This window comes from Rhodoferax sp. U2-2l, from assembly GCF_020594515.1.
Classification (GTDB): Bacteria; Pseudomonadota; Gammaproteobacteria; order Burkholderiales; family Burkholderiaceae_C; genus Rhodoferax.
In genome coordinates this window covers 34,345-49,845 of the sequence record NZ_JAJCTH010000001.1, presented here as the reverse complement: position 1 = coordinate 49,845, position 15,501 = coordinate 34,345, and the positions used below count along the sequence as shown (strand labels likewise).

At 61.7% G+C, this 15,501-nt stretch carries 11 protein-coding genes and 2 pseudogenes; all 13 read right to left on the bottom strand.

Annotation, left to right across the window (positions count from 1 at the left end; genetic code table 11):
- Positions 1–9 precede the first annotated feature (9 nt).
- Positions 10–1,665, bottom strand: a complete 1,656-nt coding sequence (locus tag LHU53_RS00205; RefSeq protein WP_227330066.1) for a methyl-accepting chemotaxis protein — start codon at positions 1,663–1,665, stop codon at positions 10–12.
- 45 nt (positions 1,666–1,710) lie between these two features.
- The gene (locus tag LHU53_RS00200; protein WP_227330065.1) at positions 1,711–2,274 is read right to left on the bottom strand and encodes a chemotaxis protein CheW; all 564 of its coding nucleotides are present in this window, start codon (positions 2,272–2,274) and stop codon (positions 1,711–1,713) included.
- Positions 2,275–2,286: 12 nt separating this feature from the next.
- Positions 2,287–3,303: pseudogene (locus tag LHU53_RS19845) on the bottom strand (methyl-accepting chemotaxis protein); the annotation flags it as partial.
- A gap of 303 nt (positions 3,304–3,606) precedes the next feature.
- Positions 3,607–4,860 (bottom strand): annotated as a pseudogene (locus tag LHU53_RS19840) (MCP four helix bundle domain-containing protein); the annotation flags it as partial.
- Positions 4,861–4,918: 58 nt separating this feature from the next.
- Entirely contained in the window at positions 4,919–7,108 is a 2,190-nt protein-coding gene (locus LHU53_RS00190; protein WP_370632189.1) for a chemotaxis protein CheW, read from the bottom strand.
- 1 nt (position 7,109) lies between these two features.
- The gene (locus LHU53_RS00185) at positions 7,110–7,421 is read right to left on the bottom strand and encodes a lipid asymmetry maintenance protein MlaB (RefSeq protein ID WP_227330063.1); all 312 of its coding nucleotides are present in this window, start codon (positions 7,419–7,421) and stop codon (positions 7,110–7,112) included.
- Positions 7,418–7,786 (bottom strand): response regulator, encoded by a 369-nt coding sequence (locus LHU53_RS00180; RefSeq protein WP_227330062.1) that lies wholly within the window; start codon positions 7,784–7,786, stop codon positions 7,418–7,420. The genes LHU53_RS00185 and LHU53_RS00180 overlap by 4 nt, the downstream gene beginning before the upstream one ends.
- A gap of 10 nt (positions 7,787–7,796) precedes the next feature.
- Positions 7,797–8,948, bottom strand: coding sequence for a methyl-accepting chemotaxis protein (locus LHU53_RS00175; RefSeq protein ID WP_227330061.1), 1,152 nt, complete (start codon positions 8,946–8,948; stop codon positions 7,797–7,799).
- The gene (locus LHU53_RS00170) at positions 8,945–9,331 is read right to left on the bottom strand and encodes a response regulator transcription factor (protein WP_227330060.1); all 387 of its coding nucleotides are present in this window, start codon (positions 9,329–9,331) and stop codon (positions 8,945–8,947) included. Before LHU53_RS00170 ends, LHU53_RS00175 begins: the two co-directional genes overlap by 4 nt.
- A gap of 135 nt (positions 9,332–9,466) precedes the next feature.
- On the bottom strand, positions 9,467–11,491 hold the full coding sequence (locus tag LHU53_RS00165; RefSeq protein WP_227330059.1) for a PAS domain S-box protein: 2,025 nt from the start codon (positions 11,489–11,491) through the stop codon (positions 9,467–9,469).
- Between the two features lie 52 nt (positions 11,492–11,543).
- The gene (locus tag LHU53_RS00160; RefSeq protein WP_227330058.1) at positions 11,544–13,667 is read right to left on the bottom strand and encodes a bifunctional diguanylate cyclase/phosphodiesterase; all 2,124 of its coding nucleotides are present in this window, start codon (positions 13,665–13,667) and stop codon (positions 11,544–11,546) included.
- 102 nt (positions 13,668–13,769) lie between these two features.
- Positions 13,770–14,417, bottom strand: coding sequence for a response regulator transcription factor (locus LHU53_RS00155; protein ID WP_227330057.1), 648 nt, complete (start codon positions 14,415–14,417; stop codon positions 13,770–13,772).
- Positions 14,414–15,499, bottom strand: coding sequence for a response regulator (locus LHU53_RS00150; protein WP_227330056.1), 1,086 nt, complete (start codon positions 15,497–15,499; stop codon positions 14,414–14,416). Before LHU53_RS00150 ends, LHU53_RS00155 begins: the two co-directional genes overlap by 4 nt.
- Between the last annotated feature and the right edge of the window lie 2 nt (positions 15,500–15,501).

The window sequence follows — 15,501 nt, the reverse complement described above, 5'->3', positions numbered from 1 at the left end:
CGGCTCCTGTCAGAACTTGGTGAACTGGGATTCATCCAGGTCATCAGAGCTGGCACTGGCGTGGCTTGGGGCAGCGCGGTTGGCCGCCGACTTGGGCGCGGCCTTGGTACTGGCGCTGCTTTTGCGCACCTGATGCGGCATCCTGCGAGACGACGACTCGTCGAGCTTGAAGAAACTCATGGTCTGTTGCAGTTGCTCGGCCTGGCTGCTCATCTCCTCGGAGGTCGCGGCCAGCTCTTCGGAGCTGGATGCGTTTTGCTGCGTGGTGGTGTTGAGCTGGCTCACTGCCGAGTTGATTTGGCCCACACCACTGCTTTGTTCGGTGGAGGCGGCCGTGATCTCTTGCACCAGGTCCGAGGTTTTGCGGATGTTGGGCACGATTTCAGCCAGCAGGCGGCCCGCTTTTTCAGCGAGCTCCACGCTGCTACCGGCCACTTCGCCAATCTCTTGTGCCGCAATCTGGCTGCGTTCAGCAAGTTTGCGCACTTCGGCGGCGACCACGGCAAAGCCCTTGCCGTGTTCACCAGCCCGGGCCGCTTCAATGGCAGCGTTCAGGGCCAGCAGGTTGGTTTGCGCGGCAATGTCGTCGATGATGCCGATCTTTTTGGCGATCTGTTTCATGGCGTCGACCGTGGCGTTAACGGCTTCACCGCCATCGGAGGCGTCCTTGGCGGCCTTGCTGGCCATGCCGTCGGTGATCTTGGCGTTTTCGGTGTTTTGCGCAATGCTGGCGGTCATTTGCTCGATGCTGGCACTGGTTTCTTCAACCCCTGAGGCTTGTTCGCTGGCAGCTTGCGACAGACTTTGCGCGGTAGCGCTGACCTCTTCGGAGGCACTGGCTAAGGCTTGGGCGCCCGAGTTCACATCGGACACCACTTGTGACAGCTTGCCAAGCATGGTCTTCATGGCAAACAGCAAGCTGGAGTTGTCCTTGGGCTTGGTCAGAATCTCCATGGTCAGATCCCCTTCAGCAAGCTGGACCACCATCTCACGGGCATAGCTGGGATCACCACCAAGCTGTGCCAAAACACTGCGAATGACCAATACCGCCAACAAGGCCCCCAAAGCCACGGCCGCAAGCAACACACTAAAGATCCACATGCGCGCAGATGCGTAAAGCGCATCACCTTCCAGGCTGGCTTGTTGGCCACCCTCCTCATTCAAAGCAACCAACTTTTGCAGTGCATCACTGGCTTCGTCATACAACTTTTTTGAGTCCCCACGAAGCAGCGCCTTGGCTTCTTCGGGTTTCTCGCTTCGAGAGAAGTCAAGCAAATTCTTGTGCATCTCCAAATAGCGATTCCATTTGTCACTGAACCCATCGTAGAGTTTCTTTTCCTCGGCATCGGAAATCAGCTTCTCGTAGTCAGCTTTGTTTTTGTCAAAAACGCTTGTCAACTGCGCCATGGTCTGCTCATAAGCCGCCATTTCTTGGGCCGTCTGCGAAAAAACATGCTGTACCTCGGCGATACGAAAGTCGGAGGTGTTGGTATTCATCTCCGAAACGGTGCGAATGCTAGGCATCCAGTTTTCACTCATATCAGTAGAGGCTTTATTAACCTCAGCCAACTGATAAACCGAGAACCCCCCCATAAACGCCGTTAACAACAAAACAGCAATAAATGAAAATATTAGTCGTGTCGATAGCTTTAAATCTGCGAACATTTCGAATTTTCCGATGTGTAATTTTTAGTAACGATAGATGGAGGATTAACTTGCCTGATTGGAGAATTGATCAGTTGAGACCACCTGCCCCATCTGACCAATCTCTTCGGTGGAAAGCACGCGGTTGACGTTGAGCAGGATGACAAACTTGCCGTTGACTTTGGCAATGCCCTCAATGAAGTCGGAGCGGATCTTGGCGCCAAAACTCGGCGCAGGCTCAATCTCGGTGGTCGGAATCTCCAGCACCGCTTGCACCGAATCCACTACCACGCCCATGTTCTGGTGCTCGCCCTCCACGGTGGTGGGCACCTCGATGATGACGATGCAGGTGCTCTTGACCACCGGTGTGGAGGGCTTGCCGAAGCGGTTGGACAGGTCCATCACCGGCACCACCGCCCCGCGCAGGTTGATCACGCCGCGAATACACGCGGGCATCATCGGCACCTCGGTCAGGTTGGCGTACCAGATGATCTCCTTGATGCTCAGGATGCTGATGGAAAACATCTCGCCACCCAACATGAAGGTCAGGTACTGCTTTTCCTCCACCGCCGCCTGGGTGGCCACCTGGTGACCCAACCCTTTTTTGTCAGCTTTGACCAGTGCGTTCATGGTCGGCTCCCGTCAGAACTTGGTGAACTGGGATTCATCCAGATCGTCAGGGCTGGCTGTGGCATGGCTGTGGGCTGGCCGGGCGGCAGCTGCGGGTCTGGCAGGCCGGGAACTGGCACTGCTCTTGCGCACCTGGTGCTGCACACCCCGGCTCATGGCTGAGCTGTCGAGCTTGAAGAAACTCATGGTCTGCTGCAGTTGCTCGGCCTGACTGCTCATCTCCTCGCTGGTGGCCGCCAGCTCTTCGGAGCTGGAGGCGTTCTGTTGCGTGGTGGTATTGAGCTGGCTGACCGCCGAGTTGATCTGGCCCACACCGCTGCTTTGCTCGGTGGAGGCAGCGGTGATCTCTTGCACCAGGTCGCTGGTCTTGCGGATGTTGGGCACGATCTCGGCCAACAGCTTGCCGGCTTTTTCAGCCAGCGCCACGCTGCTGCCGGCCACCTCGCCAATTTCCTGGGCGGCAATCTGGCTGCGTTCGGCCAGTTTGCGCACTTCGGCGGCGACCACGGCAAAACCCTTGCCATGTTCACCGGCCCGGGCGGCTTCAATCGCGGCATTCAGGGCCAGCAGGTTGGTCTGCGCGGCGATGTCGTCAATGATGCCGATTTTCTGGGCAATCTGCTTCATGGCCGTGACCGTGGCTTCCACCGCCTCGCCACCATCCGCCGCGTCCTTGGCGGCCTTGCTGGCCATGCCGTCGGTGATCTTGGCGTTTTCGGTGTTCTGGGCGATGCTGGAGGTCATCTGCTCGATGCTGGCACTGGTTTCTTCCACGCCGGCTGCTTGTTCGCTGGCCGCTTGGCTCAGGCTCTGGGCGGTGGCACTCACTTCTTCCGAGGCGCTAGCCAGGGCTTGGGCACCGCTGTTGACATCGGTCACCACTTCGACCAGCTTCTTCTGCATGTTGGTCATGGCCGATTTCAGCTCGTCCCAAGTCCCGGCGTAGTTTTTCTTCATCGACACGGTCAGGTCGCCGCCTTCCAGGGCGCCCAAAACTTCTCGCAGCTCTTGCACCGGGGTGTTGACCGCCACCATCACGGCATTGAGGCCTTCCACCACTTTGCGGAAGTCGCCCTGGTGTTTGGTGGCATCGGCCCGCACGGCCAGGTCACCATCCACCGTGGCTTTGGCCAGCAACATGCCGTCGGCCACCAGCGCGTTCACGGCCTTGATCACGTCAATCAACGCCTTGGCCAGCATGTCGCCTTCACTGCGCACAGTCACTTGCGCGGTCAGGTCACCCTTGGAGATGGCTTGGGCCGCGGCGGCTTGGGCGTTGGTGGCGTCGATCAGAGCGTTCAGGTTGTTTTTGATGATGTTGTAGTCGCCGCTGTAGGCGGCAGTGATCTTGGGTGGCATGTCGCCCTTGGAGATGCGCTCGACATAGTCGGCGGTCACGTTCAGGGGGTTGACGATGTTGGTGACGGTCTCGTTGACGCCCAGTACCAGCTTGTTCCAGCCGCCGACAAACTTGGTGGCATCGGCCCGCTTTTCCAGCTCGCCGTTGGCTGCGCCTTGAATGATGATGTCGGTCTGCGCCAGCAGTTCGCTCATCATCTTGACCATGGCATTGAGGTTGTTCTTGATCAGGTTGAAGTCACCGTTGTAGTTGTCGGTGATCACGGGCGGAATCACGCCCTTGGAGATGTCATCCACATACTTGGCCGTCACATTCAGCGGGCCGATCACGGCGTCCAGCGTGTGGTTGACACCAGCCACAATCTTCTGGAAATCGCCCTGATGTTTGCCGGCATCGGCGCGGGTGGCGAGTTTGCCTTCCACCGCCGCCTTGGAGAGCATGTTGGCATCGGCGATCATGGCTTGCACGGCGGTTTGCATGGCCCCCACGGACTGGGCCAGGGCACCGATCTCGTCTTTGCTGTTGATGTCGAGCTTGAAGTCAAAATTGCCAGCCGCCATCTTTTCAGCACCTTCCATCAGCTTGCGGGTCGGGCCGGTGATGGAGCGGGTGATGATCCAGCCAATCAACGCCGCCAGCACCAGGGCGACCACACTCAGCGTAATCAACAGGGTTTGCGATGAACTGGCAGCCACCTCGGCATCTTTTCCAGCCTTGATCATCATGCTTTCCTGGAACTCGATCAGCTTACGGACGGCACCGGTATAAGCCACGTAGTTCTTGCCCATGTCACCGTAGACCAGCGTTTTGGCCGACTCGTTGTCGTTGCGGGCGATCATGCCCAAAAGCAACTCCAGCGTGCCCACGTAATCGGCACGCGCTGATTTCATGTCAGCGATCAGGCGTTTGCCCTCATCGGAGCGCACGGTGGCCTCCAGCTTTTCAATGTTCTCACTGATCACCTTGCGCTGTTCGGTGATCTCGTCCGTCAGGCGTTTGCGGTCTGCCGGGTCGGTTTGCAGCAGCAGGTTGCGGCTGATGATGCCCACCTGGTTCATGGCCCGAATCACATCGGTGGCCTGAACCGATTTGGGGTAGCGGTCATTCACGATCTGGTCCAGGCTGGCGTTGAGGTCCGTCAAACGCGTGATGCCCAGGACCGCAATGACCACCAACAGCAGCAGCGTGATGCCAAAGCCGATGGCCAGCCGCACACCAATTTTCATATTCGCAAACATGACGAACCCCTTAAAAAAACCAAACATTTCAAACCGTTGACTGAACTCAACCCACCACCGTGCGCTCAGGTGGCGCCTGGCCACTCTTGCTCATGGCCTGGCGTACCAAGGCCGGCACATCCAGAATCAGGGCCACATCGCCGCTGCCCAGGATGGTGGAGCCGCTGATGCATTTGCTTTGCGCAAACATCTGCCCCAGCGGTTTGATGACCGTCTGGAACTCACCCAGCAAGGTGTCCACCACCAGCCCGGCTTTTTGCCCAGCGTGTTTGAGCACCACAATGTTTTCACCCTTGGCCGGTTTGCCCGGCACCGAGAACAACTCACGAATCCGGATGAACGGCAGCACTTCGCCGCGCAGGTTGGTGTAGTCGTGACCGGGCTCGGCGCTGTAGGCCACACATTCCTCGATCATGTCCAGGGGAATGGCGTAAACCGATTTATCCACCCCCACCAGAAAGCCGTCGATGATGGCCAGGGTGAGCGGCAGGCGCACGGTGACGATGGTGCCCACGCCCTCCTCGCTGTTGATGCCCACGGTGCCGCGCAGGGCGGTGATGTTGCGTTTGACCACATCCAGACCGACGCCGCGACCCGACAGGTTGGTGACCTTCTCGGCGGTGGAGAAACCCGGCTCGAAGATCAGCCCGTAGACCTCGGCGTCGGTCAGATGATGGCTCGCATCGACCAGGCCACGTTCAATGGCTTTGGCCAAAATTTTGTCGCGCTTCAAACCACCACCGTCGTCTTCGACGCTGATGACGATGGCGCCTGAGTCGTGGTAAGCGTTGAGCTTCAAAGTGCCTTGGGCGGGTTTGCCCCGGGCGGCACGCACCTCGGCGCTCTCGATGCCGTGGTCCATGCTGTTGCGCACCAGGTGCATCAGCGGGTCGCCAATTTTTTCGACCACGGTTTTGTCCAGCTCGGTGTCTTCGCCGTCGATCACCAGGGTGATGTCTTTGCCCAGGTCACGCGACACGTCGTGCACCACGCGCTGGAAGCGGTTGAAGGTGGCGCCGATGCGCACCATGCGCAACTGCAGCGCGCTGTCGCGCACTTCTTCCACCAGCGTGGCGAGTTTGGAGGTGGCCTCGGTCAGCTCGATCACGCGCGAGCGGTGCGCGATCATGTTGACGCTGGCACCGGCGATGATCAACTCCCCCACCAGGTTGATGAGCTGGTCGAGCTTGTCGGCATCCACGCGGATGGACTTGCTCTCGGTGGCACCGGCTTCCTTGACCTGTTTCTGTTTGGTGAGTGCGGCCTCCACCACCTCGGGCTGGACCGAGCCCTGCTCCACCAGAATGGTGCCAATCGGTGTGTTGGGTGCGTCCACCTGGGTGTTGAGCGCCATGTCCAACTCGTGCGGGGTGAGCGTGCCGCAGCGCACCAGCATGTCGCCCAGGCGGGCGGCGTCGCCCTGCTGCAGATTGAGCAGGCTCACGTATTCGGAGATCAGGCTGTGTGGCGGCAAGATCACCACCCGGCAATCATCCTGCACAAATTCGAAGACTTGCTCGATCTTGGCTTTGTCCACCTGGGTCTGAAACGCCAGTTCAAAGCCCAGGTAACACAGTTCGGGGTCCATGTGCTCAGCGTCCGGCAGGCCATCCGTCACGGTCTCAATCGCCACCACCCGGCCCATGGTGCCCAGGTAACGGATGAAGGACAGCGGGTCCATGCCATTGCGCAGCACGTCCGGGCCGAAGCGCAGCGAGATGTGCCAGTGGTCGGCGTTGGCCGTGTCGCCGTGGATGCGCTGCACCTGCTCGGTATCGGCAGTAGGCATCTGGCGCGACGGGTCTGGCGCGTTCTGGGCCTGTGCTGCGGCTTTGGCCGCGTCCAGGAAAGCGCGCAACTGGGTGACCAGTGGCTCACCCGCTGCCAGCAGCTCGGGCGTGCCCGCCAGTTCGCCTGCGGCCACGCCGTCAATCAGTGAACCGATATGGTCGCTGCAACCGAGCAGCAACACCACCAGTTTGTCCGACAGCGCGATCTGGTCGGCGCGCACCTTGTCCAGCACGCTTTCCACCACATGGGTGAAGGCCACCACATGGTCCAGGCTGAACAGGCCACTCGACCCCTTGATGGTGTGGGCCGCGCGAAAGATGGCGTTGACCATCTCGGTTTTGTCGTCGGCGCCTTCCAGGGCCAGCAGCGCGGTTTCCATGTCGCCCAGCAACTCGCGGCTCTCGACCAGGAACATCTCCAGTGCGTCGTCCATGTCCAGGCTCATGTCAGCTCCTTGCGCCGGTGGCTGGGGTCCGCGAATCCATCACCAGATGGTCACCAAAATAAGCGGCCACATTGAGCAGCTCAAACACATCGATCACCGCCGCACTGTGCCCCACCAGACGCACATCGCGGCCCTGGGCCAGCGCGGTTTTTTTGGCCAGCATCAGCAGTTGCACGCCGGCGGTGTCGAGGTCGGTCACGCCCGAGAGGTCGATCTCGGTGACCGGCGGCTGCGCCAGGCAAGCGGGCTTGAGTTCCATGGCGCGAAAGATGGTCAGCTCGCCATCAATCTTCAAGACGTTGGCGGCGCTCATGGCAGACACAGCCTTTGCACAGCGTCCACCAGGCGTTCCGGCTGGAACGGCTTGACCACCCAGGCGCGAGCCCCGGCCGACTGGCCTTCACGCTTTTTGGACTCTTCCGACTCGGTGGTGAGCATGATCACCGGGGTGAACTTGTAGGCCGGCATCTGCTTGACCGATTTCAGGAAGGTGATGCCGTCCATCACCGGCATGTTCACGTCGCTGATGATCAGGTGCACCTTCTGGCCGGTGAGTTTGGCTAACGCGTCGCGGCCATCCACCCCTTCCAGCACGTCGTAGCCCGCGCCCTTGAGCGCAATGCCGACCACCCGTCGCATCGAGGCGGAGTCGTCAACAATCATGATGGTCTTGGCCATGGTTCGTCCTCTAGAAAAAACTGATCTCGTTATCACTGCTGCTCTGAACCACTTTGCCGCCTGCGTGGATGACGTGTTGGTCCGCCATCACATAGGTTTTTTTCATTTCGGCAAGCATCTCCTGCGGGTCATGCGCTTCAAGTAGGCGCGTCTGGGCGTACACCTGCTGTGTGGTTTGCAGCACAGCGGGCAAACGTTCAATGTTTTTGATCACTTGCGTCAGGATCTGGCTGACACGGTCCTGAAACTGCATCTGCACCAGCGCCTGGTTCACCTCGGACTGGATGCTCAGGCTCTCGCCATGCAGCACGTCGCGGGAGCGCTGGAAAGATTCGGTGATGCCTTTGAAATCAGACACCACCCGGTTGATGGTGGCGTGGGCGGTTTCCAGTGAGGTGTCTTCTGCCTGCACCGAGTCATGCACCACACTGCAGGTCTCCACAATCGCCGCACTGATGACCTTGACTTTCTCGGCAATCTTGCGCCCGGTGTCACCCGACTGGTTGGACAACATGCGGAACTCTTTGGCCACCACGGCAAAACCGCGACCCAGGTCCCCCGCGCGGGCGGCTTCAATGGCCGCGTTCAGGGCCAGCAAGTTGGTCTGCTGCGCAATCCGGGCCACATCCGAGGCCATGTCCTGCAACTCCACCACAAAGCGGTCCAAGCCCTGCACCTTGACCAGCATCTGCGCCATGTTTTTCATGGCGGTTTCCTGCACCGCGATCAAGGCGGTCAGGTCCTGCTCGCTTTTGGCAAACACCGCCATCAGGCTGCTGCTGCTGTCGACCGCGTCGGTTTCCTGCGCGGCGGTGCGCAAAGCCACATCCAGCTTGTCCACAATGCCGCCAAAACGCTCTGACAAGGCGTTGACCGCCACTTCCATCTGCTCGCGGGACGATTCGATATGACCGTTCCAGACCGGCACCACCTCGGCGCTGTAGGCGGATTGGCTCGCCAGATAATCATCCACGGCACGTTGCAGCGCCGCTTCCCTCTTCGCCAGCAGCCAGCTCATCCCCGCACCACCGGCCAGCATCAACAACGCCAGGATGAGCGAGAGCAGGCTGGCCTGGCCCTGCCACAGCAGCAGCAAGGCCGCCACCAGGCCCAGGGCGGCTGGGTCATAACGGTGCAGATCAGCGGGAACGGCCGATCTCATGGCGCCACCTCGGTCGATGCTTCGGCCAGACCGGTGATGAAGGGCAGCAGCTCCGTCACAAAATTGGCCTTGCCCACCAGTCCCAGGGCACCCAGTGACTGGGCCGCCAGGCGGTAAGACTCGTTGTCGTGCATGGAAAGAAACAGCACCTGTGGCGCGTGGGCCCAGCCTTGCATGTCGCGCGCCACGTCCAGCCCGGTCAGACCGGGCATGACGATATCCAGCAGCATCAGGTCGGGCTGACATTGCTGCGCCAGAGCCAGCGCCTCGCGGCCATTGTGGGCCTCGGCCACCACCAGGGTGTTGGGCACCAGACGGAGTGTTTTTTTGACCGACGCCATGAAGGTCAGGTTGTCGTCCACCAGCATGATCCGCAGGGTCATGAGCGGCTCCTGCACAGCGTCGCTGCGGGCCGGGCCGACGCGGGGGCCGGGTGGGTCAAGGGACAGTGGACTGTTTGACTGAACATGTGCCGTACTTTAGGGACAGCCGGTCTGGCACGGTATCAGGCCAACACCCTAGTCAGGCAGGTGAAACACCTGAAGATGGAACACCACCGAGAAGTCGGCCCCCGGCCCGGCGCCCACGTTGAGCTGGCCCCCGAGCTGACGCGCCAGGTCTGACACCAGTTGCAGACCCAGAGACTGGGCGCGCCGGGCCTCGAAGTCTGGCGGCAAACCCACCCCGGTGTCGCGCACCGCCAGTTTCCACCAACCGTCCCGGGCGGTGGGCTGCAGGCTGACCACCACCTCACCCGAACGGCGGTCAGGAAAACCGTGCTTCAGGCAGTTGGACAACAGTTCGTTGACCAGCAGCCCGCACGGTGCTGCCTGGTCCATGCCGACGTTGATCGCCGCCATCTCCAGCACCAGCCGCACATCGCCGCCCAGCCCGGACTGGGTGCGAAACGTCTGGGTGGCCAGCTGCTTGAGGTAGGCGCCCAGCTCCACCGAGGCAAAGGTGCCCGAGCGGTACAGGCTCTCGTGCAGCAGCGCCATGGCGTAAATGCGGCCCTGCATGTCTTTCAGCACGGTATGGGTGTCGGGCTGGACACTGCGGGCCACTTCCAGGCGCAGCAGGCTGGTGATGACCTGCAGGTTGTTTTTGACCCGGTGATGCACCTCATTGAGCAAGGCCACCTTCTCCCGCAGCGAGGCCTGCAGCGCCATGTCGGCCTGCTTGCGCTGGGTGATGTCTTCTTTGACCGCCACGTAATGGCTGATCTTGCCACCCGCGTCCAGCACCGGCGCAATGACCGCGTGTTCGATGAACAGATCACCGTCTTTGCGCCGGTTGTGCAGCTCACCCTGCCAGACGCCGCCCTGGCTGACGGTGTCCCATAGCTCGGTGTAGGTTTCAGGCGGCGTCAGGCCGGATTTGAGGATGCGCGGGTTGTGCCCCTTGGCCTCTTCCAGCGTGTAACCGGTATTGCGGGTGAACGATGGGTTGGCGTACAGGATGTTGCCCTGCAGATCGGTGATCACAATGGACACCGGCGCCTGCTCCACCGACCTTGAGAGCTGGCGCAAGCGCTCGTCGGCGGCTTTGCGTTCGGTGATGTCGGTGATGAAGCCGTGCCACAGCACCGAGCCATCGTCCAGCCGCTCGGGCACGGAATTGCCGTACAGCCAGCGCACGCTGGCGTCGTCAAACACCATGCGGTATTCATGCTGCCAGGGCGTCAGATCACGCGCCGAGGCCTGGATGGAGGCTTGAAACTGCGCCGCGTCGTCCGGGTGCGTCTGCGCCAGAACAGCGCTGGCGTCTTGCCGCACGTCTTCCGGGTTGACCCGCAGCACCTGCAGAATGGCGTCACTGGCGTAAGGCAGGCAAGCGCTGCCGTCGGGGCGCAACAAAAACTGGTAGACCAAGCCCGGAATCCGGTTGGCCAGCTTTTCCAGGCGCTGCGCCGCCTCTTCCCGCACAGCTTGCGCCCGCTGGCGCTCGGTGACATCCAGAAACAGCCACACCGACTCGCTCGTGCTGGCGTCCAGGATGGCACCACTGAGCTCGACCCAGACGGCACTGCCATCCCGGCGCTTGAGCTCGGTGCGGGCACGAAATACTTTGCCCTCTGCCATGACCGGGTAGGCTTGTTCACCCAGTGCCTGAAAACTGGCCTCGCTGGGGTAGGCCACGCGGGTGGCCAAGCCCACCAGCTCGCCATGGCCATACCCCAACATGGCCTCCAACGCGCGGTTCACCCACACATGTTTGCGGTCGGACACGCGCGCAATCCCCACCATCTCGTTGTGGAGCATGGCCTGGTGCTCGGCCAGCGCACGCTGCGAGGTTTGGTATGCCTGCGCCAGCGCCGTCTGCGCGTCTGACAACGCGCGCGCCTGCGCCTTGAGTTGGCGGCGCAATATCACATGCCAGACACCCAGCAGCAGCGCCACCAGCGCCAGCAGCAGCCAGGCCACACCCATGCTCTGGGGGTTGAGCAGGTCAACACCCCATGGCACGTTTGCCTGGGCCATCGCTGGGCTGGCCGTGACGGCGGCCAGCGTGAACACTTGCAGTCCCCGTTTCAAAATACACATGAATGGTTTGCTGATACCCAAAAGCAAGAAGGGCGGTGGGCCAAGGCCTTGGTCACTTGGATGATGTCTCGGCTAGCGCCCGGTGGGGCACCGGCCTTCCAAACAGGTAACCCTGGAAAGCATCACACCCCATGCTGACCAGCACATCGTGCTGTCCCTGGGTTTCCACCCCTTCCGCAATCACCTGCATGCCCAGATTGTGGCCCAGCGCCACAATGGCCTGTGAAATCACGGCGTCGTCCGGGTCGGTCAGCAGGTCACGAACAAAGGTCTGGTCAATCTTGAGCTGGTCCATCGGCAAGCGTTTGAGGTAGGTCAGCGACGAGTAGCCGGTGCCAAAGTCGTCCAGCGAAAAACTCACCCCCAGGGCCTTGAGCTGACTCATCTTGACGATGGCTTCCTGCACATCACCAATGAGCATGCTCTCGGTCAGCTCCAGCTTGAGTTTGTGCGGATCAATCTGGCTCTGGCGAATGGCCTGCGCCACCGTTGGCACAAAATCGTCGCGCGAGAACTGCAACGCGCTGACATTCACGGCCATGGTCCAGTGGGCGGTTTCAGGCGCACCGGACCAGACCATCAGCTGGCGGCAGGCAGCGTCCAGCACCCATTGGCCCAGCTGCAGAATCAGGCCGGATTCCTCAGCCACCGCGATGAACTGGGCCGGCATCATCAGGCCGCGTTGCGGGTGCTGCCAGCGCACCAGCGCCTCGGCGCCCTGCGTCTGGCCCCGGGCGTCCACCTGCACCTGGTAGTGCAGCACAAATTCCTGCGCGATCAGGGCCCGCTGGATGTCCTTGACCAGCTCGGTGCGCGCCAGCGCCAGCGCCTGCAGGGCCGGGTCATAAAACCGCACGGTGTTGCGCCCCGCCCCCTTGGCCTGGTACATGGCCACGTCGGTCATCTTGAGCAGCTCATCCAACTCGCCCGCGTCTTTGTCAAACACCACAATGCCTACGCTGGCCGAGCTGGTGTGCGCTCGCCCGCGCAAGAGGTAGGGCTGGCACAAAGCCTGCCGAATCTTGTGGGCCACCGTCTCGGCATGCGCCGCCGCGCTCTGATTGGCCTGACCCAGCGCGTCAAGCATCACCATGAACTCGTCGCCACCCAGGTGCGCCACGGTGTCGTTGTCACGCACGCAGGTCTTCAGGCGCGCCGCCACCTCGCGCAGCAGGTCGTCGCCATACCCGGGCCCGAAGGCTTCGTTGGTGTGCCGGAAATGGTCCATGTCCAGAAAAATCAACGCCCCGTGCTGATCTGTGCGCGCTGCGGCACTGATTGCCTTCTTGAGCTGCTCCAGCAAAAAACGGCGGTTGGGCAGGCCGGTGAGTTCGTCGTAAAAAGACAGGCTTTTGATGGTTTCTTCGGCCCGCAGACGCTCACTCAGGTCCGACAGGATGACGATGTAGCTGGCCTGCTCGGACACCATGATGCGCGACACCGTCAATATCAGCGGGAAAACCGTGCCGTCCTGTCGCAAACCATGCACCTCACGCTTGTGCGACATCACCCAATCGAGCTCAGGTGAGTCGTTCAGCCGCATGTAACCATGGTGCCGCGCGCGAAACGCCTCGGGCATCAACATCGACACATTGCGGCCCAGCACCTGGTCGGCGGTGTAGCCAAAAATGCTGCAGGCACCTTGGTTGTACGACTCCACCACACCCCGGGCGCTCACCGTCAGCACGCCGCTGCTCAGGTTGTCCAGGATGACCCGGTTGCGCTCGGCCAGCTCCTTTTCACGCACATCCACCCGGTGTTTGTACAGCGCCATTTGCAGCACCGTGTGCAGCTCGCGCTCGGAAAAGGGTTTGAGGATGTAGCCATAGGGCTCGGCCAGCATGGCGCGGTCCAGGATGTCGTCGGCCGCGTAGGCGGTCAAAAAGACCACCGGCAGCGCCTGGTGTTCACGGATGGCGTGGGCTGCGGCAATGCCGTCCATGCCCGGGCCCAGCCCAATGTCCACCAGCACCAGGTCCGGGCGCAGCCGCCCGGTGAGAAACACCGCCTCTTCGCCCGAACAGGCTTCGCCCACCACCAGATAACCCTGGGCCTGGAGCTGCAGACGGATGTCGCGCCGGACAATCGCCTCGTCTTCCACCACCAGGATACGCGAGGGGTTTTTGGTCTTGGGCGGCCTCGCACCGGCGGCGAAGGTGTCTGGAGTTTTAAGCATGGCTCAGGATACGTCGCGCAGGCCCGCCACAACATCCGGGAAACACCTGACCGCGCACCAGAAAACACCTGAAACCCGGCGCCGCCGCTGCCGATGCTGGCCTCAAAGGGTCACCAGACCCAGTTTGAGCGCATGGCGAACCAGCCCGGTCACCTCATGCACATCGAGCTGGCGCATCAGGGTGGTGCGGTGGGTTTCCACGGTTTTGACCGACAAATCGAGCCGGCGGGCGATGTCTTTGGTGCTCAGGCCTTCCGCAATCAACTGCAGCACCTCGCGCTGGCGCGGTGACAGGTGCTCAGACGGCTGGTCGTCCTCGCGCAGGCGGTGCACATAGTCATCCAGCACGCCTTTGGACACCGCCGGGCTCAGATACGTCTCACCCCGCAGCACGGCGGTCATGGCGAGCTCCAGCTCCATCGGTGCCGAGTCTTTCAGCAGGTAAGCCACCGCGCCATGGCGCAGGGCGCGGCGCACATATTCTTCGTTCTGGTGCATCGACAAAATCATCACCCGGATACCGGGCATGGCCTTGATGAGGCGCGCCGTGGCTTCCAGGCCGTTCAAGCCCGGCATGGCGATGTCCATCAGCACCAGATGCGGCTGCAGTTGCTCAGCCAGCGCCAACAGCGCCAGGCCGTCGCCTGCCTCGCCCACCACGTGGATGTCGGGCATCGACTCCAGCAGCTTGCGCAGGCCCGCGCGCACCAGCGTGTGATCGTCGGCCAGCAAAACCCGCGTGCCGCTCATACGTTCTCCCCTTGGGTGCGCCACGGGCAGCGCAGCGTCACCGTGCTGCCTTGGCCCGGCTGGGCGCTGATGTCCAGCGTGCCGCCGAGCAAGGTGGCGCGCTCCTGCATGCCCAGCACACCCAGGCTGGCACCGGCGGCGGCACGCTCACGCATGGCGGCGGTATCAAACCCCCGGCCATCGTCGGCCACGGTGAGCACCATGTCATCGGCGTCGCGGCGCAGGTTGATCTTCACCTTGCTGGCCTGGGCGTGGCGGGTGATGTTGGTCAAGGCTTCCTGCACGATGCGAAAACACGCGGTTTCAATCTCCGGGGCCAAGCGCTCCAGCGTGCGTTCGTGGTGGAACTGCACCTCAAACCCGCTGCGGCTGGCGCTTTGCTCGGCCATCCATTTCAGTGCCGGGGCCAGCCCCAGGTCGTCCAGCATGGAGGGCCGCAGCGCGGTGGCGAGTGAGCGCACCTGCTGCAGCGCGTCTTCGACGATGCGGATGTTTTCCTGGTACAGGTCAGCGGGCGCCTGGTCCTTGAAGCGCTCGCCGAGTTGCAGGTTGATCTTGATGGCAGTAAGCGACTGGCCCAGCTCGTCATGCAGTTCAATGGCGACGCGGCGGCGCTCCTGCTCCTGGGCTTCCAGCACCCGGCGCGACAGGGCTTGCAGCTGGCGGGTGGTGGTGAGCAATTTCGCCTCGGCCTGGTGTTTGTACAGGGCCATCGCCAGCACGGTGCTGAGTTCGCGCTCGGAAAACGGCTTGAGCACGTAGCCAAAGGGCTCGGTGAGTTTGGCGCGCGCCAGGATGTCGTCGGCTGCATAAGCGGTCAAAAAAACCACCGGGATGCCGAAGGTCTCGCGGATGGTCTGGGCGGCGGTGATGCCGTCAATCTCGCCCGCCAACTGGATGTCCATCAACACCAGATCAGGGCGCCACATGCCGGCCAGGCCAACCGCCTCCTCCCCCATCGAGGTCGGCCCCAGCACCTGGTAACCCATGGCTTGCACTTGTTGGGCAATGTCCCGTGCCACGATCACCTCGTCTTCAACAATCAGGATTTTGAGAGCTTGGGTGGCTGGCGGAGCATTCATGG

Excerpts from the sequence above, each read along its gene's own strand:
- LHU53_RS00200 (WP_227330065.1), bottom strand. The coding sequence starts at position 2,274 with ATGAACGCACTGGTCAAAGCTGACAAAAAAGGGTTGGGTCACCAGGTG.
- LHU53_RS00205 (WP_227330066.1), bottom strand. The coding sequence starts at position 1,665 with ATGTTCGCAGATTTAAAGCTATCGACACGACTAATATTTTCATTTATT.
- LHU53_RS00170 (WP_227330060.1), bottom strand. The coding sequence starts at position 9,331 with ATGACCCTGCGGATCATGCTGGTGGACGACAACCTGACCTTCATGGCG.
- LHU53_RS00160 (WP_227330058.1), bottom strand. The coding sequence starts at position 13,667 with ATGCTTAAAACTCCAGACACCTTCGCCGCCGGTGCGAGGCCGCCCAAG.
- LHU53_RS00190 (WP_370632189.1), bottom strand. The coding sequence starts at position 7,108 with ATGAGCCTGGACATGGACGACGCACTGGAGATGTTCCTGGTCGAGAGC.
- LHU53_RS00180 (WP_227330062.1), bottom strand. The coding sequence starts at position 7,786 with ATGGCCAAGACCATCATGATTGTTGACGACTCCGCCTCGATGCGACGG.
- LHU53_RS00150 (WP_227330056.1), bottom strand. The coding sequence starts at position 15,499 with ATGAATGCTCCGCCAGCCACCCAAGCTCTCAAAATCCTGATTGTTGAA.
- LHU53_RS00155 (WP_227330057.1), bottom strand. The coding sequence starts at position 14,417 with ATGAGCGGCACGCGGGTTTTGCTGGCCGACGATCACACGCTGGTGCGC.
- LHU53_RS00185 (WP_227330063.1), bottom strand. The coding sequence starts at position 7,421 with ATGAGCGCCGCCAACGTCTTGAAGATTGATGGCGAGCTGACCATCTTT.
- LHU53_RS00175 (WP_227330061.1), bottom strand. The coding sequence starts at position 8,948 with ATGAGATCGGCCGTTCCCGCTGATCTGCACCGTTATGACCCAGCCGCC.
- LHU53_RS00165 (WP_227330059.1), bottom strand. The coding sequence starts at position 11,491 with ATGTGTATTTTGAAACGGGGACTGCAAGTGTTCACGCTGGCCGCCGTC.